Here is an 18,118-nt window from a genome sequence, read left to right on the forward strand (position 1 = left end):
CGCTTGAATTTCGCGCGACCCGGGCGTATATCGCCTTCAACAGCGGTGCTGGGGGGTCCAAACCTTCAGCCCACCGGACACATTCGCGGGCCGCTTCGGCCCGTTTTTTTATTTCTGGAGTTCGCCGCAATGAGCGAGCAGACACAACCCGAAGACATCGGCGATCTGGTGGCCCGTGCCGCTGTCGACCGGCGCCTTGCCGCCATCGTCAAACCCGCGATCGAAGCCGCCGGTTTCGAACTGGTGCGCCTGCGCCTCATGGCGGGAAAGACGCGCACGCTGCAGATCATGGCGGACCGGCCCGAAGGCGGGATCGAGATCGACGAACTGGGCGAGATCACCACGCTGGTGGGCGCCGTCCTGGATGTCGAGGATCCGCTGGAAGACGCTTATGTGCTGGAAATCTCCAGCCCCGGCATCGACCGCCCGCTGACCCGGCTGAAGGATTTCGACACCTGGTCGGGATACGAGGCACGGCTGGAAACCAACGAGCTTATCGACGGCCGCCGCCGCTTCAAGGGCACACTTCAGGGCGTCGAGGACAACGAGGTCCTGATCGAGATCGAGGATCACGGCGAGCCGCTGATCATCGGCCTGCAATTCGAGTGGCTGAGCGATGCCAAGCTGATCCTCACGGATGAGCTGATCGAGGAAACCCTGCGCGCGCGGAAATCCGCGGGCGTCATCAACGAATCCGACTTCGACACCATCGAAACCGACAGCGCTTCCGAGGAGGAGTGACAGATGGCCATTACCAGCGCCAACCAGCTTGAACTGCTGCAAACCGCCGAAGCGGTCGCGCGCGAGAAACTGATCGACCCCGAACTGGTCGTTCAGGCGATGGAAGACAGCCTCGCCCGCGCCGCGAAATCGCGTTACGGCGCCGATATGGACATCCGCGTGCATATCGACCGCAAGACCGGCCGCGCGCAGTTCACCCGCGTGCGCACCGTGGTCGAGGACGAGGAATTCGAAAACCACCACGCGCAGCTCACCGTCGAGCAGGCCCGGCAATACATGGCCGACCCGCAGATCGGCGATGAGCTGAAAGATGACGTGCCCCCCGTCGAGCTGGGCCGCATCGCCGCGCAATCGGCCAAGCAGGTGATCCTGCAGAAGGTCCGCGAGGCCGAGCGCGATCGCCAGTACGACGAGTTCAAGGACCGCGCCGGCACGATCATCAACGGCACCGTCAAGCGCGAGGAATACGGCAACATCATCGTCGATATCGGCCGTGGCGAAGGCATCCTGCGCCGCAACGAGAAGATCGGTCGCGAAAGCTATCGCCCGAACGACCGCATCCGGTGCTTCATCAAGGATGTGCGCCGCGAGGCCCGTGGCCCGCAGGTCTTCCTGTCGCGCACCGCGCCCGATTTCATGGCCGCGCTGTTCAAGATGGAAGTGCCGGAAATCTACGACGGCATCATCGAGATCAAGGCCGTGGCCCGCGATCCGGGTTCGCGCGCGAAGATCGCCGTGATCAGCTATGACGGTTCGATCGACCCGGTCGGCGCCTGCGTCGGTATGCGCGGCTCGCGCGTGCAGGCCGTGGTGAACGAATTGCAGGGCGAGAAGATCGACATCATTCCGTGGAACGAAGATCAGGCGACGTTCCTTGTGAACGCGCTGCAGCCGGCCGAGGTCTCGAAAGTCGTGATCGACGAAGATGCCGCGCGCATCGAGGTCGTCGTGCCTGATGAACAGCTGTCGCTGGCCATCGGCCGTCGCGGTCAGAACGTGCGCTTGGCCAGCCAGCTCACGGGTCTCGACATCGACATCATGACGGAATCGGACGAATCCGCCCGCCGTCAGGCCGAATTCACCGAGCGTACCAACCTGTTCATGGAAGCGCTGGATATCGACGAGATGATGGCGCAGCTTCTGGTGGCCGAAGGGTTCACCAACCTGGAAGAAGTGGCCTATGTCGAAATCGACGAGCTGCTGGCGATTGACGGCTTCGACGAAGACACCGCGACCGAGCTGCAGGCCCGCGCCCGCGACAAGATCGAAGCGGCCAATCAGGCGGCGCTGGACAATGCCCGCGCTCTGGGTGTCGAGCAGAGCCTCATTGACTTTGAGGGTCTGACACCCCAGATGATTGAAGCACTGGCCAAGGATGGCGTGAAGTCGCTCGAAGACTTCGCCACCTGCGCCGACTGGGAACTGGCCGGTGGCTGGACCACGGTCGACGGCCAGCGGACGAAAGACGACGGTATTCTCGAGCCCTTCGAGATGAGCCTCGAAGAAGCTCAGACCCTGATCATGACGGCCCGTATCCAGCTTGGCTGGGTCGATCCGGCGGACCTCGAATCCGAGGAAGTCGAGGAAGAGATCGCCGAGGGCGAGGAAGAGGCGTAAGGAGCCCTGACCATGACGCGGGGCGGGCGCATCAAGGACCGCGACGAGCCCGAGCGGCGCTGCATCGCCACCGGCGAAACGCAGCCCCGGGGCGGATTGATCCGCTTCGTGGTCGGCCCGGACTCGCAGATCGTGCCCGATATCGAGGGCAAGCTGCCGGGCCGGGGCCTCTATGTCTCGGCCGACAGGGCGGCCATCGCCCAGGCGGGCAAGCGCAAGCTGTTCGCCCGGGCGGCAAGGGCGCCGGTGACGGTGCCCGACGGGCTGGACGACCTGGTCCATGACCTGCTGACCCGGCGCGTGATCGAATTGATCGCGCTGGGCCGCAAGGCGGGGCAGGCCGTGGCGGGCTATGAAAAGGTCCGCGACTGGTTGACGACGGAAACGGCAGAGGTGCTGATCCAGGCCTCGGACGGATCCGAGCGGGGAAAGACGAAGCTCAGACCCCCGGCAGAGGGAGGCAGCTATATCGGTTGCCTCACCGCCGAAGAGCTGGGTTCGGCTTTTGGCCGTGAACATGTGATCCATGCCGCGCTTGCCTATGGCGGTCTGTCGTCACGTGTAGTAGAGGAAGCGGCGAAACTCGCGCGAATGCGCGGGACAGTCGGTGGTGCCGATGCCACCGGAGAGGATTGACGAGACGCATGAGCGATACAGACGGCAAGAAACCCCTTGGGCTGCGCGGCGGCTCGACCCCCGGTCAGGTGAAGCAAAGCTTTAGCCACGGGCGGACCAAGGCGGTTGTGGTTGAGACGAAGCGCAAACGCGTGGTGGTGCCGAAACCCGGCTCCGCGGCGTCTGGCGATGCGTCGTCTTCCAAGCCGGCTTCGGGTGGCGGCGGCAACCGCCGTCCCGCCGGGATCTCGGACGCGGAAATGGAGCGTCGCCTCGCTGCCGTGCGCGCGGCCAAGGCCCGCGAGTCGGAGGAAGCTGCGCAGCGCGCGGCAGAGGAAAAGCAGCGCGAGGAAGATCGCGAGCGGCGCCGGCAGGAAGCCGAGCAGCGCGAGCGTGAGGAACGCGAGCGCGAAGAGGCCCGCAAGGCCAAGGAAGAGGAAGAGGCGCGCAAGGTCGCCGAAGCGGAGCAGGCGAAAGCCGATGCCGCCGCGGCCAAGGCTGCGCCCGCCGCTGCCGAGAAGCCTGCCGACCGGGCCGCTCCCGGCGGTGCGGCCGACCGGGGTCCGGTCCGGGGTGGCGGTGCGCCGACCCCGCGCAAGACCGACCGCGAACGCGACGACCGCGACCAGCGCGGCAAGAAGGGCGCCGGCGATGCCGGCGGCCGTCGTGCCGGCAAGCTGACGCTCAACGCGGCGCTCAGCGGCAACGAGGGGGGCCGCCAGCGGTCGCTCGCCGCGATGAAGCGCAAGCAGGAAAAGGCCCGCGCCAAGGCGATGGGTCAGGGTCAGCGCGCCGAAAAGCAGGCGCGTGACGTCCAGCTGCCCGAAACCATCGTCGTTCAGGAACTTGCCAACCGGATGGCCGAGCGCGCCGCCGACGTGGTCAAGTCGCTGATGAAAATGGGCATGATGGTGGCGATGAATCAGCCCATCGACGCCGATACCGCCGAGCTGGTGATCGAGGAATTCGGCCACCGCGCGGTCCGCGTGTCGGATGCCGATGTCGAACAGGTCATCGACACGGTCGAGGACAAGGACGAGGATCTCGTCTCGCGTCCGCCGATCATCACCATCATGGGCCATGTCGACCACGGCAAGACCTCGCTTCTGGACGCCATTCGCCAGACCAACGTGGTTTCCGGCGAAGCCGGCGGCATCACGCAGCATATCGGCGCCTATCAGGTGACTACGGAATCGGGGGCGGTCCTGTCCTTCCTCGACACGCCCGGTCACGCGGCCTTCACCTCGATGCGGGCCCGTGGCGCGCAGGTGACGGACGTGGTGGTTCTGGTCGTGGCGGCCGACGACTCGGTCATGCCGCAAACGATCGAAGCACTCAACCACGCGAAAGCGGCGGGCGTGCCGATGATCGTGGCGATCAACAAGATCGACCGCCCGGCCGCCGATGCCAACCGCGTGCGCACCGAATTGCTGCAGCACGAAGTCGTCGTCGAAAAGATGGGCGGCGACGTGCAGGATGTCGAAGTCTCGGCCATTACCGGCCAGGGTCTGGACAGCCTGCTGGAAGCCATTGCGCTGCAGGCCGAGATCCTTGAACTCAAGGCCAACCCGGCGCGTGCCGCGCAGGGTGCGGTCATCGAGGCCAAGCTCGATGTGGGTCGCGGTCCGGTTGCCACCGTTCTGGTTCAGAACGGTACGCTCAAGCGCGGCGACATCTTCGTCGTGGGCGAGCAATGGGGCAAGGTCCGCGCGCTGATCAACGACAAGGGCGAACGCGTCGACGAAGCCGGGCCTTCGGTTCCCGTCGAGGTGCTGGGCCTGAACGGCACGCCCGAAGCCGGTGACGTCCTGAACGTGGTCGAGACCGAAGCGCAGGCGCGTGAGATCGCCGAGTACCGTGAGGAAGCCGCGAAAGACAAGCGCGCTGCCGCTGGTGCCGCGACGACGCTCGAACAGATGATGGCCAAGGCCAAGGCCGATCAGGACGTGGCCGAATTGCCGGTTCTGGTGAAAGCCGACGTGCAGGGCTCTGCCGAGGCGATCGTTCAGGCGCTGGAGAAAGTCGGCAACGACGAGGTCCGCGTGCGCGTGCTGCATTACGGTGTCGGCGCGGTCACGGATTCGGATGTCGGGTTGTCGGAAGCCTCGGGCGCGCCGATCATCGCCTTCAACGTCCGGGCCAATGCGATGGCGCGGAACTCGGCCCAGCAGAAGGGCGTCGAGATCCGCTATTACTCGATCATCTACGACCTGATCGACGACATCAAGGCGGCGGCCTCGGGCCTGCTGAAAGACGAAGTGCGCGAGAACTTCATCGGCTACGCCGAGATTCGCGAAGTCTTCAAGGTGTCGGGCGTCGGCAAGGTTGCCGGTTGTCTGGTCACCGAAGGTGTCGCCCGCCGTTCGGCCGGTGTGCGCCTGCTGCGCGACAACGTGGTGATCCACGAAGGCACGCTGAAGACGCTCAAGCGCTTCAAGGACGAGGTCAAGGACGTCCAGTCCGGCCAGGAATGCGGTATGGCCTTCGAGAATTACGAAGACATCCGCCAGGGTGACGTCATCGAGATCTTCGAACGCACGACGGTCGAACGCACGCTCGACTGATCCCGCGTTCAGGGCATCCGAACGGACCGGCAGGGCAACCCGCCGGTCCGTTTTCTTTTGCCAGGGCGGCTTGTATAAGGCCGACATGTCCCCGATCACCCTGCTCGACGGCGGCCTGAGCCGCGAATTGCTGGCCTATGGTGCGCAATTGCGCCAGCCCGAATGGTCCGCCGGGGCGCTGATGGACCACCCGCAGGCGGTGCAGGCCGCGCACGAGGCGTTCTTTCGCGCCGGTTCCAGCATCGCCACCACCAACACCTATGCCGTCGTGCCCTACCATATCGGCGCGGCGCGTTTCGCCGAGCGTGGGCAGGCGCTGGCCGATCTGGCCGGACGTCTTGCCCGCGACGCGGCCCGCAAGCATTCCGGCGCGCGCGTCGCCGGCTCGCTGCCGCCCGCCTGCGGCTCGTACCTGCCGCGCGATTTCGACCCGGTGGCCGGGGCGCGCATTTTGTCGGTGCTGGTCCGTGGCCTGACGCCGCATGTCGATCTGTGGCTGGCCGAAACGATGAGCAGCCTCGACGAGGCGCGGGTGACGGCACGGGCGGTGGCGGGCTCGGACAAGCCGCTCTGGATCTCGTTCAGCCTGCGCGACGATCCGGGCGATGATCGGCGCGCGCCGGCGCTGCGCTCGGGCGAAAGCGTGGCCGAGGCCGTCGCGCTGGCGATGGGGCAGGGCGCCGAGGCGGTGCTATTCAACTGCTCGATGCCCGAGGTGATGGAAAAAGCCGTGACCGAGGCCCGCGCGGCCCTGCCCGCGCGCATCCCGGTCGGCGTCTATGCCAATGCCTTCACCGCGCGCGGCGAGGATGGCGCGGCGAACGAGGTTCTGGCGGCGATCCGCGATGACCTGACGCCCGACAGCTATACCCGCTGGACCGACCGCTGGGTTGCCGCCGGGGCCACGCTGATCGGCGGCTGTTGCGGCATCGGTGCGGCGCATATCGCGGCGCTGCACGCCCGCCACGGCTGAGCGCTGTCACATTGCGCGCGGCCAGTCGCGGTGCAGGTCGTCGATGATGATCGGGTGATGATGGCTGTGGGTCCGCGCATCGGTATAGGCCCGGAGATGGGGATGATCGGGAGGCAGGTCGGGATGCTGATGCACCACGTCCTGCCCGTCATCCACCGGCAGCAGCCGCCAGGCCAGCACCGCACCCAGCGCCGCCATCGCGGCCAGAACGAGGAAGGTGGCGTTCATGCCCAGCACCGGACCCAGCCAGCCCGCCGCCGGATAGGTGATCAGCCAGCAGGCATGGGACAGGGCGAATTGCGCGGCGAAGATGGCGGGCCGGTCCTCGGGATGGGCCGAGCGGTTCAGCAAGCGCCCCGCCGGGGTCAGCGCCAGCCCGTAGCCGAAGCCGATCACCAGCCACAGAATCGCGAGCAAAGCGAAACTCAGCGCCAGGGGCCCCAGCGCTGTTCCCACGGCCAGCAGCGCGGCGCCGGTCAGGATCACCGGGCGGTCCCGATGCGTGGACAGAAAGCGCGGCAGCAGCAGGGCGGCCAGCATCGACCCGCCCCCGAACGCGGCAAAGGCGATGGCGACGGCGCTCTGATCCATGCCGAAGCCCGTCTGCACGATGACCACGGTATTGACGATCACCATCGCCCCCGCGGCCGCGATGGAGAGGTTGGCAGCCAACAAGCCGCGCAGGCGGGGCGTCGCCAGATACAGCCGGATACCGCGCGTGGTCCGTTCCCAGACCCCGCGCCTGGCGGTTTGCGCCGGGGGCGGCAGTCGCGTGCCCAGCACCAGAACAGCCGAGACAGCGAATCCCGCCGCCGTGCCGGCAAAGAGCGACGAGAACGGCATCACCGTCAGCAAGGCGGCGGCCAGCAGCGGTGAGAGCAGGCTTTCCAGGTCATAGGCCAGCCGCGAGAGGGACAGCGCGCGCGTATAGGTGTCCTCGTCCTTCAGGATCTCGGGGATCGTGGCCTGGAACAGCGGCGTGAACCCCGCCGAGGCCGCCTGCAGAACGAAGATCAGGACATAGATCTGCCACACCGCGTCGATGAAGGGCAGCATCAGCGCGACGGCGGCGCGGACCAGATCCAGCGCGACCAGCACCGCCTTGCGCGGCAGCCGGGTAATCACCGCCTGCATGAGCGGCGACAGACCGACATAGGCCACCATCTTGATCGCCAGCGCGGTGCCCAGAACGCGCCCGGCCTCGGCCCCGGCAAGGTCATGCGCCAGAAGCCCCAGCGCCACGGTCAGCAGGCCCGTGCCCAGAAGCGCAACGATCTGGGCGGTGAACAGGCGACGATAGACCGGGTTGGCAAGGGCGCTGAGCATGCCACGACTATCACCGCGCGGCGGGCGTCGCGCAATGCGCTGAATCAAGGACGGGGAAAACGGCGCCGGGTTTGAAATTGCATGGCCGGGATATTGGCGAAAAGGGTCGGGACGCCCGCCCGTCAAGGCGCGCGCTCCGACCCTTTTGCCTTCCGTGTTTCCCAACCCGGAATGCCCGGACAGGGGCGTTGGCCCCCGACCGGGATCATTGGCACGTGGTCGCGTGCGTTATCTGGGAAAATCAGGCGCCGTAGGGCACCCAGACCGTCTTGACCTGAACCGCGCGGCGCAGGAAGTCGCGCGATTGGCCGGCCGGACCCGACCAGTCGCGCGCGCGGCTCTCGGCCCAGACGGGTTTCAGGTTGCCTGCCGAGTGTCGCTCGGCGCTCAGGCAGGTTTCGGCATCGGCAAAGACCCACAACGCGGCGACGTCGTCATGCTTGGCCAGCGTGTCGGTCAGTTCCGCGCGCGGGCCGGTGACGATGTTGACCACGCCGCCCGGCACGTCCGACGTGTCGAGCACCTGGTACAGATCCAGCGCGGGCACCGGGTTCGCCTGCGAGGGCACGGCCACGACCCGGTTGCCCATGGCGATCGCGGGCAGCACGGTCGAGACGAAGCCCAGAAGCGGCGCTTCCTCGGGGCAGATCACGCCCATGACGCCGAAGGGTTCCTTAATCGCCAGCGTGACGTTCGGGCCGGTCGTCGAATGGACCTTGCCGTCATACTTGTCCGCCCAGGCCGCCCAGTAGAAGGCGCGTTCGACCGCCTGCGCGACCTCGTCCTTCGGAGCAAAGTCGCGGGCGCGGGCGTTCAGGTTCTCGGCCAGGAAATACAGCACCTGCGCGCGGTTGTGTCCAGTGACCCTGGACCAGCCCGACGCCTTGTGCGCCGCTTCCACCGCGTTGCGGATGTCCTTGCGCCCGCCCAGCGGAATCTGCGCGCCATCCACGGCATAGGAATAGCCGCCATCGGGGCGCTTCTGCGCACCGCCGATATAGAGCTTGCGCGTGCGGTCCACCGCGTCGCCCGAGGCCGAGGCGGGCAGGGCCGACAGCGGGGCAGGCGCCTTGCGCTCCTTGCCCGTGGCCTCGTCCGAGGTGAGGTAGGCCAGCATCCCCTCGCGCGCGCCTTCGCGCCCGAAGCCAGACTCGCGCATCCCGCCGAACGGGGCATTGGCGTCGAACATGTTGGTGCCGTTGATCCAGACCACGCCCGCCTTGACCTGAGACGCGATATCCAGCGCGGTCGTCAGGTTCTCGGTCCACAGGCTCGCGGCAAGGCCGTAGCGGGTGTTGTTGGCCAGTTCCACCGCCTCGCCCGGCGTGCGGAAAGTCATCAGCGTCACGACCGGGCCGAAGATTTCCTCGGTATTGGCGATATTGGCGGCCCCCAGATCGGTCAGCAGCATGGGCGCGCAGAAACTGCCCGGCCCGTTCGGCACCGGCGCCTGATGCAGTACCGCGCCCTGTTGCACCGCCTGATCGACCAGCCCGCGAATGCGTTCCAGCTGGGTTGTGTGCACCACCGCGCCGATATCCGTGGACTTGTCGAGCGGATCGCCGACGCGCAGCTTGGCCATGCGGGCTTTCAGCCGGTTGGTGAAGGTCTCGGCCACCTGTTCCTGCACCAGGATCCGCGAGCCTGCGCAGCAGACTTCGCCCTGGTTGAACCAGATGGCGTCGACCACGCCTTCGACCGCGGCGTCGAGATCGGCCTCGGCAAAGACGATGAACGGGGACTTGCCACCCAGCTCCAGCGTCAGCGCTTTGCCAGTGCCTGCCGTCGCCTGCCGGATGAGGCGCCCGACCTCGGTCGAGCCGGTGAAGGCGATCTTGTCGACCTCGGCCTCGACCAGCGCGGCGCCGGTGCGCCCGTCGCCGGTGACGATGTTGACAACGCCCTTGGGCAGCCCGGCTTCGATGCAGAGCTCAGCGAACAGCAGCGCGGTCAGCGGGGTGTATTCGGCGGGTTTCAGCACCACCGTGTTGCCGGCGGCCAGCGCGGGCGCAACCTTCCACGCCAGCATCAGCAGCGGGAAGTTCCACGGGATGATCTGCCCGCAGACGCCATGCGGGCGCATCCCCGGGAATTCATCGGCCAGAAGCTCGGCCCAGCCGGCATGGTGATAGAAATGGCGCACCGCCAGCGGCACATCGATATCGCGCGATTCGCGGATTGGCTTGCCGTTATCCAGCGATTCCAGCACGGCAAACAGCCGCTCGCGCTTCTGCATCAGCCGGGCCAAAGCGTAGAGATGCCGCGCCCGCTGCCCGCCCGAGAGCTTCGCCCAGCCTTTCGCCGCACCGCGCGCGGCCTTCACCGCGTCGGCCACGTCCTCGGCGCTGCCCTGCGCGACATGCGCCAGCTCGCCGCCGGTGGCGGGGTTGGTGACCGCGAAGGTCTCACCAGGCTTGATGAACGCACCATTGATGAAGTGACCGAAGCTGCGGTCCTTCAACCAGTCTTGCGCGATGCTCGCGGACTCGGGGGCGGGGCCGTAATCCATCATCTGCAGGGCTTCCGTGACAGTGGGCATGGGTTCCTCAGGCGATGGCGTGGCGGTGCGAGGCGGCATAGCGCCCGGTGACGTAATGCTCGAGCTGACGCTCGATATCGCCCAGCATGGACGAAGCGCCGAAGCGGAACAGGTCGGGTTCCAGCCAGTCGCGGCCCAGCTCTTCCTTCATCAGGATCTGCCAGGACAGCGCGTCCTTGCCGGTCTTCATCCCGCCCGCGGGCTTGAAGCCGATCTTTACGCCCGTCCGGTCGCCATAGTCGCGCAGCGCCCGCACCATTGTCAGCGAAACGGGGATCGTCGCGTTGACGCCTTCTTTCCCGGTCGAGGTCTTGATGAAATCCGCGCCTGCCTGCATCGCCACCATCGACGCCTTGTAGACGTTCGACAGCGTGACCAGATCGCCGGTCGCAAGGATCGCCTTCATATGCGCGTCGCCGCAGGCTTCGCGCATCGTGGCGATCTCATCGTAAAGCGCCTGCCAGTTGCCGTCGAAAACATGCGCGCGGGTGATGACGATGTCGATTTCGTCGGCGCCCTGATCGACCGCGTAACGGATTTCGGCCAGCCGCAGGTCCAAGGGCATCAGCCCGGCGGGAAACCCCGTAGCGACCGAGGCCACCGGGATCCCGCTGTTGGACAGCGCCCGCTTGGCCGCGCCGACCATCGTCGGATAGACGCAGACCGCGCCGGTTTTCGGCATCTCGGTCAGGCCCAGCCCCTCGGCGATGTGGTCGGCGATGGGACGGCGCGCCTTGGCGCAAAGCCGGGCCACGCGGTTCTCGGTGTCGTCGCCGGCCAGCGTCGTCAGGTCCATGCAACGGATGGCATTCACCAGCCACGCCGCCTGATGCTCTTTCTTCACCGACCGCCGCGCCAGCAGGCTCGCCGCCCGGCGCTCGGCGGCGGGGCGGTTGATCTGGATGCGGTCGAACCAGTCGGTCGTCAGGGGCAGTCCGGCGTTACGGTCGTGCGACATGAGGGGCTTCCGGCAGCGATGAAAGACAGAAGTATGATCGACAGCCCGCCCCCCTGCAATCCCGGCTTGACCGGATGGTCAAAAAACGCGGCGTCGTTGCGCGGACACCGGTCCAACGCTTGTGATTGTTACGCTTGCGGGCGTTCACACCAAAGAAAATTGACATCCCGTCGCCCCGCGCCTAATCCCATATTCCCAAGTGCAACGGTTGGAATTGGCTGAAAGGCGCCTGCTCGGATGACCGAACTGCCCGCGACCCGCAATTTCAGAATGCCCGCCGAGGCCTCGCCCCTCGGTTTTCGCCAGCGGCCCGTCAAGCCGTTGCTCGAGGTCGACCGGTTGCGCAAATCCTTTCCCCATGCCTCGACCGCCGCGGTCGAGCGCGTCTCGCTGGCGCTGGGTGAGGGCGAGTTGCTGGCGCTGCTGGGGCCGTCGGGTTGCGGCAAGACCACCACGCTGCGGATGATCGGCGGTTTCGAGACGCCCGACGAGGGCACGATCACCTTCGACGGCCACGACATCACCGGCCTGCCGCCCGAAGCGCGCGGCATCGGCTTCGTGTTCCAGGATTACGCGCTGTTCCCGCATCTGTCGGTGCTGGACAATGTCCGCTTCGGGCTGCGCAAATTGCCGCGCGCGCAGGCCAGAAGCCGGGCCGAGGAGATGCTGAAACTGGTCGGCCTGTCCGATCTGGGCCGGCGGCGCCCGCATCAATTGTCGGGCGGGCAGCAACAGCGCGTGGCGCTGGCCCGCGCGCTGGCGGTGGCGCCGCAGCTGATCCTGCTGGACGAGCCGTTTTCGAATCTCGACGCGAAAATGCGGATCGAAACGCGGCAAGAGGTCCGGCGACTGCTGAAATCCACGGGCTCTGCCGGGATCCTCGTGACCCACGATCAGGAAGAGGCGCTGGCGCTGGCCGACCGTATCGCGGTGATGGATGGCGGGCGCATCGTGCAGCTAGGCACCCCGGACGAGATTTATCGCAACCCGGTCTCGGAATTCGTGGCGAATTTCATCGGGCGATCGAACATCGTGTCGGGCCGGGCCGAGGGGATGAACGTGCATACGCCCTTTGGCGATCTGCCGATGACGCGGGCGGCCAATGGCTCGGTTTCGCTGGCCGTGCGGCCCGAACAGATCATGCTTGAAGCCGATCCGAACGGGGCGGCGGTGATCGTCGGCCGCGAATTCCGCGGTCACGATCAGATCTACTGGGTGAGCAAGGACGAAACCTGCTTCGTCGTCATCTCGGGGCCCGGGCAGGACCATCCCGATGGAACGCGCGTCAACATGCGGATCTGCGACTGCGTCGTGCCTTTGACCTGAGGGCGGCTTCGGCTCAGCCCGCCGCGCAGACATGGCAGCAGTGGAATCGCGTAGTTCCGCTCACACCCGTTCCCGTCGCTTCCGTAAAAGGCGAGTTTGCGGTATGATCCGGGAAAACAAAGCAAAGAGCAGGCTTCAGATGTCTTTTCGTGCCGGATTCCTCTGGCTCACGGCCTTTGTGTCGGTCTCGGTGGCCGGAACGGCGCTTGCCTCGGTCGAGGTGTCGCCGCGCCCGATGCCGCGTCCTGAACTGAACGCCCAACGTCAGGCCGCGGTTCCCCCCGCGCCGCAATCGCCCGAGCCTGCGACCCGTGCCGCCACGCCGCAGGCGACGACGGTCAGCGCGCGGGCCACGGCTCTGGCGCTGCTGGCCCCGGCAAGCAGCCTGCGCCCCAATGCCCGGCCCGCAGGCCTGCGGGCGGCCGCGCGGCCCGCCACCCCGGCGCCGGTCCCGGGCGCCAGCGGGAATGCCCGGTTCGATGCCTGGCTGCGCGATTTCCGCACCCGCGCGCTGCGCGAAGGCATCACCGCGCGGGTTTTCGATACCGCGATGGCGGGGATTCGTCCCAATGACGAGATCCTGCAACGCGAGGCCCATCAGCCGGAATTCAGCCGCCCGATCTGGGCCTATCTCGACAGCGCGGTGTCGCAGGCGCGCATCGACAATGGCCGCCGCGCGCTGAGCCGTTACCGCACCCTTCTGGGCGAGATCGAGGCGCGCTACGGAGTCGAGCGCGAGGTCGTGGTCGCGGTCTGGGGGCTGGAAAGCTCGTTCGGCGAATTGCGCGGCCGCACGCCGATCCTGCCGGCGCTGGCCACGCTGGCGATTTCCTCGCGCCGCGCGGATTTCTACGAAGAGCAGCTGATCGGCGCATTGCGGATCATCCAGGCGGGCGATGTCGATGCCAGCCACATGGTCGGAAGCTGGGCGGGGGCGATGGGGCATACCCAGTTCATCCCGACAAGCTACCTGGCCTATGCGGTCGATTTCCGCGGCGACGGGCGGCGCGATATCTGGTCGGACGATCCCACCGACTCGCTGGCCTCGACGGCGGCCTATCTGGCGGATCACGGCTGGCAGCGCGGTCAGCCCTGGGGGGTCGAGGTGACGATCCCGTCGAACTTCAATCCCCGGCTCGCCAATACCAGCCGCGATGTCGGCGAATGGACCCGGCTGGGCGTGCGCCCGCAACGCGGCGCGTCGTTGCCGCGCTCGGGCGAGGCGACGCTGATGTTTCCGGCCGGATCGCGCGGGCCCGCCATCCTGGCCTTCCGGAATTTCCGCGTGATCAAGCGCTACAACAATGCCGACGCCTACGCTATCGCCATCGGTCATCTGGCCGACCGGCTGCGCGACGGGCCGGGCTTCGTGGCCAGCTGGCCGCGCGACGACCGGCCGCTCAGCCGCCCCGAGCGCGAGGAGCTGCAGCAGCATCTGGCGCGCGCGGGCCATTACGACGGCGATATCGACGGGCGGGTCGGATCGGGCACGCTGGCCGCCGTGCGCGACTGGCAGGCGCAGAACGGGCTGGCGCCCGACGGCTATGTCTCGCTCGCGCTGCTCGAACGGATGCGGCGCTGAAACAGGGAAGGGGGGCTGTCTGCCCCCCTCTTGGCCTTTGGCCAATTCACCCCCCGAGGATATTTCCGGAACAAAGAGGGCAGGCGTCAGCCTTCGGGGAGGAAGCTGGTGAACCGGGCCTGCTGCGCGATCAGCACGGCCTGCGTGCGGCTTTGCACGCCCAGCTTGCGCATGATCGCGGTGACATGCGCCTTGACCGTGGTCTCGGCGATCGAAAGCTCGAAGGCGATCTGCTTGTTCAGCCGGCCCTGGCACAGAAGGTCGAGGATGCGCGCCTGCTGGCGGGTAAGCTGGGCAAGGCGCGCGACGCTGTCGGCCTCGTCCCCGGCGGCCTGCTGGGCGGTTTCGGGCAGCCAGGTTTCGCCCCGCGCGAGCGCATCGAGCGCGGTGCGGAAAATCTCGCGGCCGGAATGCTTGGGGACGAAACCGCGCGCGCCGGCGGCTACGCTGGCCCGGACGAGCCGCGGTTCGGTCATCGAGGACACGACCAGCACCGGCAGGTCGGGATGCGCGGCGCGCAGCCGCAGCAGACCGCCGAGCCCGTCGATATCGGGCAGGTCCAGGTCGAGCAGCAGCAGGTCGGGCAGCGGCGCGGTGTCCAGCCGGGCAAGCGCCTCGGCCAGGGAATGCGCGGTGTCGATGTCGATCACGCCCGCCACCGCGCGCAGGGTCAGCGCCAGCGCGTCGCAGAAAAGCGGGTGGTCGTCGACGATCAGCGCCCGGCCAAAGCCGCGCGCGGCGGTCTGGCCGTTCGGGTCATCGGGATTGTCCGGGGCGATTGGCGAGGCTGCGGCCATGGCGATCTCCGTGTTCCTGGCCCAGAATAACAGGCCCGGCGGCCTGCCGGAACCGGCACCAAGGTGGCGGGCCCCGCGCGGGTCTTGCGACCAAGGTCTCACAGACCAAAGCCTGCTTTCGTCCCGCGCATCGCTGCCCTATCCTGCGCGCCGAGAGGGAGGCACACGCCATGCAGATGAAAGATACCCGCACGATCGCAGCGCCGGTTCCGGTGGTCTGGGCGGCCTTGCAGAGCCCCGAGGTTCTGAAGGACGCGGTTTCCGGCTGCCAGGAGTTGACCGGCAACCCCGAAGACGGCTTCGAGGCGACCGTGGTGCAGAAGGTCGGCCCGGTGAAAGCCACGTTCAAGGGCGTGGTCAGCTTCGCCGATGTGGTCGAAGGCCAGAGCCTGACGCTGGTCGGCGAGGGCAAGGGCGGCGCTGCGGGCTTTGCCAAGGGCGAGGCGCATGTGACGCTGGAACCCGTGACGCTGGACAGCGGGGCCGAGGGCACGGTGCTGAGCTACGATGTCGACGCCAAGGTCGGCGGCAAGCTGGCGCAGCTGGGCAGCCGGATCATCGACGGCTTTGCGCGCAAGATGGCGGACGATTTCTTCGACCGGTTCACCGACGCGGTGGAAGGCCCGAAACCGGAAGAGGCCGACGCCGAGGAGGCGGCGGCCGAGGACACCCCGAACAAGGGCTGGTTCCGCAAGCTGACCGGGCGGTGAATGCCGCGAAAGGGGAACGGCTGAGCACGCTCAGCCGTTCTCGCGCAGGATGCCGCCCGCCAGATAGAGCGAGCCGCAGATCAGCACGCGGGCATGGGGCGTCTCGCGCGTGATCGCGTCGAGCGCGGCCTGCACGCTGTCCGCCACATGCGCCGTCAGCCCGGCATCGGTCGCGGCTTTCGCCGTCGCCTCGGCGGGCAGGGTTGCCGTTTCCCCCGGGATCGACACCGCGTAAAGCGCCTCGGCATGGCCGGCCAGCGGGCGCATGAACCCGCCGATATCCTTGGTGTTGAGCATCCCGCAGATCAGCCATGTGGGGCGCGGCGGCAACCGGTCCAGCGTCGCCGCGATTGCCGCCCCCGCCGCCGGGTTATGCCCGCCATCGAGCCACAGCTCGGCCTCGGGCGCGCTGTCGGGCAGGGGACCTTCGCGCAGGCGCTGCATCCGCGCGGGCCATTGCGCCTGCGTCACCGCCGCCTCGCAGGCATCCGAATCGAAGCCCAGCGCACGCAGGGCCGCCAGCGCGGCGCCCGCATTCTGGATCTGGTGCGGGCCGGGCAAGTTGGGAAGGGCAAGGTCGAGAAGCCCGTTCTCGTCCTGGAACACCAGCGAGCCCGCGTCTTCGAAGCAATGCCAATGCTGACCGAAGGCCAGAACCGGCGCACCCAGCGCGGCTGCGCGGGCCTCGATCACGTCGAGCGCGTCGTCCTCCTGCGGGCCGACCACGCAGGGCACGCCGCGCTTGATGATCCCGGCCTTTTCCCCGGCGATCTGCGCCAGCGTCTCGCCCAGAAACTGCTGATGGTCGATCGACACCGGGGTGATGATCGTCAGCGCCGGTTTCGCCACCACGTTCGTGGCATCGAGCCGCCCGCCCAGCCCCACTTCGAGCAGCAGGAAATCCGCCGGCACGCGCGAAAACGCGAGGATGGCGGCGACGGTGGTGATCTCGAAATAGGTGATCGGCGTGCCGCCATTGACGGCGTAGCACTCGTCGAGCACCTCGGTCAGCGCGTCCTCGGTGATCAGCGATCCGGCGATGCGGATGCGTTCATGGAACCGCGCCAGATGCGGCGAGGTATAGGCATGAACGCGCTTGCCCGCCGCTTCCAGCCCGGCGCGGATCATCGCCTGGGTCGAGCCCTTGCCGTTGGTTCCGGCGATATGGATCACCGGCGGCAGGTCGTTTTGCGGGTTGCCCAGCTTTTCCAGCAGCGCCCAGACGCGGTCCAGCGTCAGGTCGATGATCTTCGGATGCAACGCCATCATCCGTTCAAGGATGACGTCGGAACGCGGGGCGCTCGGCGAGGGGGTGCTCACGATTTGGCGTCGCCCTTGGTGGCCGGCTTGGCCGCGGCCTTGGTGGCGGGCTTGGCGGGAACCGGCGCGGGTTCGGCCACGGGCGGTTGCGGAAGCGCGGCGGCACCGGCTTCGACATCGGCCTCGGGCGCGGGCAGATCGCCCATCGTCGCCGGCGGCAGGCCCGTCAGCATCCGCAGGATGGTGATCAGCTCGGTCCGCATGTCCTTGCGGTTGGTCACCCGGTCCAGCATCCCGTGATCCAGCAGGTACTCGGCGCGCTGGAAGCCCTCGGGCAGTTTCTCGCGGATCGTCTGCTCGATCACGCGCGGGCCGGCGAAGCAGATCAGCGCGTTGGGCTCGGCGATCTGAACGTCGCCCAGCATCGCATAGGATGCGGTCACGCCGCCGGTCGTCGGATGGGTCAGCACGCAGATATAGGGCAGGCCCGCATCCCTGAGCATCTGGATCGCGACCGTGGTGCGCGGCATCTGCATCAGCGACAGGATGCCTTCCTGCATCCGCGCCCCGCCGGCTGCGGCAAACACCACCAGCGGCGCCCGGCGCTGGATCGCGCGCTCGCAGGCGGCGATGAAGGCATTGCCCACATACATCCCCATCGACCCGGCCATGAAGCTGAAATCCTGCCCGGCGCAGACCACGGGCATGCGCCCGATCTCGCCCTCTGCGACCAGCATCGCTTCCTTCTCGCCGGTGGCCTTCTGGGCCCCTTTCAGACGGTCGGGATATTTCTTCTGATCGCGGAATTGCAGCGGGTCGGCGACCGGATCGGGGACCGGGACCTCGCTGAAGGTTCCGGCATCGAACAGCGTCTTGAACCGCTCGCGCGGCGAAATCGCCATGTGGTGATTGCAGTTCGAGCAGACCTGCAGGTTATCGGTCAGCTCGCGGTGGAACAGCATCGTGCCGCATTCGGGGCACTTGGACCACAGGTTCTCGGGCACCTCGCGGCGCGAAAACAGCGAATTGATCGTTGGGCGGACGTAGTTCGTGATCCAGTTCATCGGGTCTCCCCTTGCGCTTGGGTCCAGATAGGCCGGGCTTTGCGGG

The 18,118-nt window shown here is 67.3% G+C and carries 14 protein-coding genes; 8 read left to right on the plus strand and 6 right to left on the minus strand.

The genetic code is table 11. The annotated features are described in order from the left end of the window. Positions 1-129 precede the first annotated feature (129 nt). The 5 genes from rimP (at position 130) to C4N9_RS02285 (ending at position 6,510) form a co-directional block, all read left to right on the plus strand. The gene (gene rimP, locus C4N9_RS02265) at positions 130-741 is read left to right on the plus strand and encodes a ribosome maturation factor RimP (RefSeq protein WP_109531649.1); all 612 of its coding nucleotides are present in this window, start codon (positions 130-132) and stop codon (positions 739-741) included. 3 nt (positions 742-744) lie between these two features. After that, the gene (nusA, locus tag C4N9_RS02270) at positions 745-2,358 is read left to right on the plus strand and encodes a transcription termination factor NusA (RefSeq protein WP_109531650.1); all 1,614 of its coding nucleotides are present in this window, start codon (positions 745-747) and stop codon (positions 2,356-2,358) included. 12 nt (positions 2,359-2,370) lie between these two features. Continuing rightward, positions 2,371-2,994 (plus strand): RNA-binding protein, encoded by a 624-nt coding sequence (locus C4N9_RS02275; protein ID WP_109531651.1) that lies wholly within the window; start codon positions 2,371-2,373, stop codon positions 2,992-2,994. A gap of 8 nt (positions 2,995-3,002) precedes the next feature. Beyond that, positions 3,003-5,537 carry a translation initiation factor IF-2 gene (infB, locus tag C4N9_RS02280; protein ID WP_109531652.1) on the plus strand — a complete coding sequence of 845 codons (2,535 nt, stop codon included), beginning with the start codon at positions 3,003-3,005 and terminating at the stop codon, positions 5,535-5,537. A gap of 85 nt (positions 5,538-5,622) precedes the next feature. Then, entirely contained in the window at positions 5,623-6,510 is an 888-nt protein-coding gene (locus C4N9_RS02285) for a homocysteine S-methyltransferase family protein (protein WP_109531763.1), read from the plus strand. Positions 6,511-6,516: 6 nt separating this feature from the next. Here the strand turns inward: C4N9_RS02285 and C4N9_RS02290 are convergent, their stop codons facing one another. From C4N9_RS02290 to deoC, 3 genes are all read right to left on the minus strand, one after another. Further along, complete coding sequence (locus C4N9_RS02290; protein ID WP_109531653.1) at positions 6,517-7,836, minus strand: MFS transporter; 1,320 nt, start codon at positions 7,834-7,836, stop codon at positions 6,517-6,519. 241 nt (positions 7,837-8,077) lie between these two features. Next, positions 8,078-10,375, minus strand: a complete 2,298-nt coding sequence (locus C4N9_RS02295; RefSeq protein ID WP_109531654.1) for an aldehyde dehydrogenase family protein — start codon at positions 10,373-10,375, stop codon at positions 8,078-8,080. A 7-nt stretch (positions 10,376-10,382) separates the two neighbouring features. Further along, a complete protein-coding gene (gene deoC, locus C4N9_RS02300) occupies positions 10,383-11,333 on the minus strand; it encodes a deoxyribose-phosphate aldolase (protein WP_109531655.1) in 951 nt (316 codons plus the stop codon). Between the two features lie 237 nt (positions 11,334-11,570). Between deoC and C4N9_RS02305 the strand changes: the two genes are divergently transcribed. After that, the gene (locus C4N9_RS02305) at positions 11,571-12,659 is read left to right on the plus strand and encodes an ABC transporter ATP-binding protein (RefSeq protein ID WP_245902423.1); all 1,089 of its coding nucleotides are present in this window, start codon (positions 11,571-11,573) and stop codon (positions 12,657-12,659) included. A 139-nt stretch (positions 12,660-12,798) separates the two neighbouring features. Beyond that, positions 12,799-14,241, plus strand: a complete 1,443-nt coding sequence (locus C4N9_RS02310) for a lytic murein transglycosylase (protein WP_245902424.1) — start codon at positions 12,799-12,801, stop codon at positions 14,239-14,241. Positions 14,242-14,327: 86 nt separating this feature from the next. Here the strand turns inward: C4N9_RS02310 and C4N9_RS02315 are convergent, their stop codons facing one another. After that, positions 14,328-15,038 carry a response regulator transcription factor gene (locus tag C4N9_RS02315; protein WP_109531656.1) on the minus strand — a complete coding sequence of 237 codons (711 nt, stop codon included), beginning with the start codon at positions 15,036-15,038 and terminating at the stop codon, positions 14,328-14,330. Positions 15,039-15,208: 170 nt separating this feature from the next. On the opposite strand from C4N9_RS02315, the gene C4N9_RS02320 reads away from it, so the two are divergent. Continuing rightward, positions 15,209-15,748 (plus strand): SRPBCC family protein, encoded by a 540-nt coding sequence (locus C4N9_RS02320; RefSeq protein WP_109531657.1) that lies wholly within the window; start codon positions 15,209-15,211, stop codon positions 15,746-15,748. A 30-nt stretch (positions 15,749-15,778) separates the two neighbouring features. On the opposite strand, the gene C4N9_RS02325 is transcribed toward C4N9_RS02320, so the two are convergent. Next, complete coding sequence (locus C4N9_RS02325; RefSeq protein ID WP_109531766.1) at positions 15,779-17,017, minus strand: bifunctional folylpolyglutamate synthase/dihydrofolate synthase; 1,239 nt, start codon at positions 17,015-17,017, stop codon at positions 15,779-15,781. 47 nt (positions 17,018-17,064) lie between these two features. Further along, positions 17,065-18,072 (minus strand): acetyl-CoA carboxylase, carboxyltransferase subunit beta, encoded by a 1,008-nt coding sequence (accD, locus tag C4N9_RS02330; RefSeq protein ID WP_109531658.1) that lies wholly within the window; start codon positions 18,070-18,072, stop codon positions 17,065-17,067. Positions 18,073-18,118 lie beyond the last annotated feature (46 nt).

It is taken from the genome of Pararhodobacter marinus (genome assembly GCF_003122215.1).
In the GTDB taxonomy this organism is placed as follows: Bacteria; Pseudomonadota; Alphaproteobacteria; order Rhodobacterales; family Rhodobacteraceae; genus Pararhodobacter; species Pararhodobacter marinus.

Bases quoted from the DNA above. Each gene is read 5' to 3' on its own strand.
- rimP (WP_109531649.1), top strand. From the start codon at position 130: ATGAGCGAGCAGACACAACCCGAAGACATCGGCGATCTGGTGGCCCGT.
- nusA (WP_109531650.1), top strand. From the start codon at position 745: ATGGCCATTACCAGCGCCAACCAGCTTGAACTGCTGCAAACCGCCGAA.
- C4N9_RS02275 (WP_109531651.1), top strand. From the start codon at position 2,371: ATGACGCGGGGCGGGCGCATCAAGGACCGCGACGAGCCCGAGCGGCGC.
- infB (WP_109531652.1), top strand. From the start codon at position 3,003: ATGAGCGATACAGACGGCAAGAAACCCCTTGGGCTGCGCGGCGGCTCG.
- C4N9_RS02285 (WP_109531763.1), top strand. From the start codon at position 5,623: ATGTCCCCGATCACCCTGCTCGACGGCGGCCTGAGCCGCGAATTGCTG.
- C4N9_RS02290 (WP_109531653.1), bottom strand. From the start codon at position 7,836: ATGCTCAGCGCCCTTGCCAACCCGGTCTATCGTCGCCTGTTCACCGCC.
- C4N9_RS02295 (WP_109531654.1), bottom strand. From the start codon at position 10,375: ATGCCCACTGTCACGGAAGCCCTGCAGATGATGGATTACGGCCCCGCC.
- deoC (WP_109531655.1), bottom strand. From the start codon at position 11,333: ATGTCGCACGACCGTAACGCCGGACTGCCCCTGACGACCGACTGGTTC.
- C4N9_RS02305 (WP_245902423.1), top strand. From the start codon at position 11,571: ATGACCGAACTGCCCGCGACCCGCAATTTCAGAATGCCCGCCGAGGCC.
- C4N9_RS02310 (WP_245902424.1), top strand. From the start codon at position 12,799: ATGTCTTTTCGTGCCGGATTCCTCTGGCTCACGGCCTTTGTGTCGGTC.
- C4N9_RS02315 (WP_109531656.1), bottom strand. From the start codon at position 15,038: ATGGCCGCAGCCTCGCCAATCGCCCCGGACAATCCCGATGACCCGAAC.
- C4N9_RS02320 (WP_109531657.1), top strand. From the start codon at position 15,209: ATGCAGATGAAAGATACCCGCACGATCGCAGCGCCGGTTCCGGTGGTC.
- C4N9_RS02325 (WP_109531766.1), bottom strand. From the start codon at position 17,017: ATGATGGCGTTGCATCCGAAGATCATCGACCTGACGCTGGACCGCGTC.
- accD (WP_109531658.1), bottom strand. From the start codon at position 18,072: ATGAACTGGATCACGAACTACGTCCGCCCAACGATCAATTCGCTGTTT.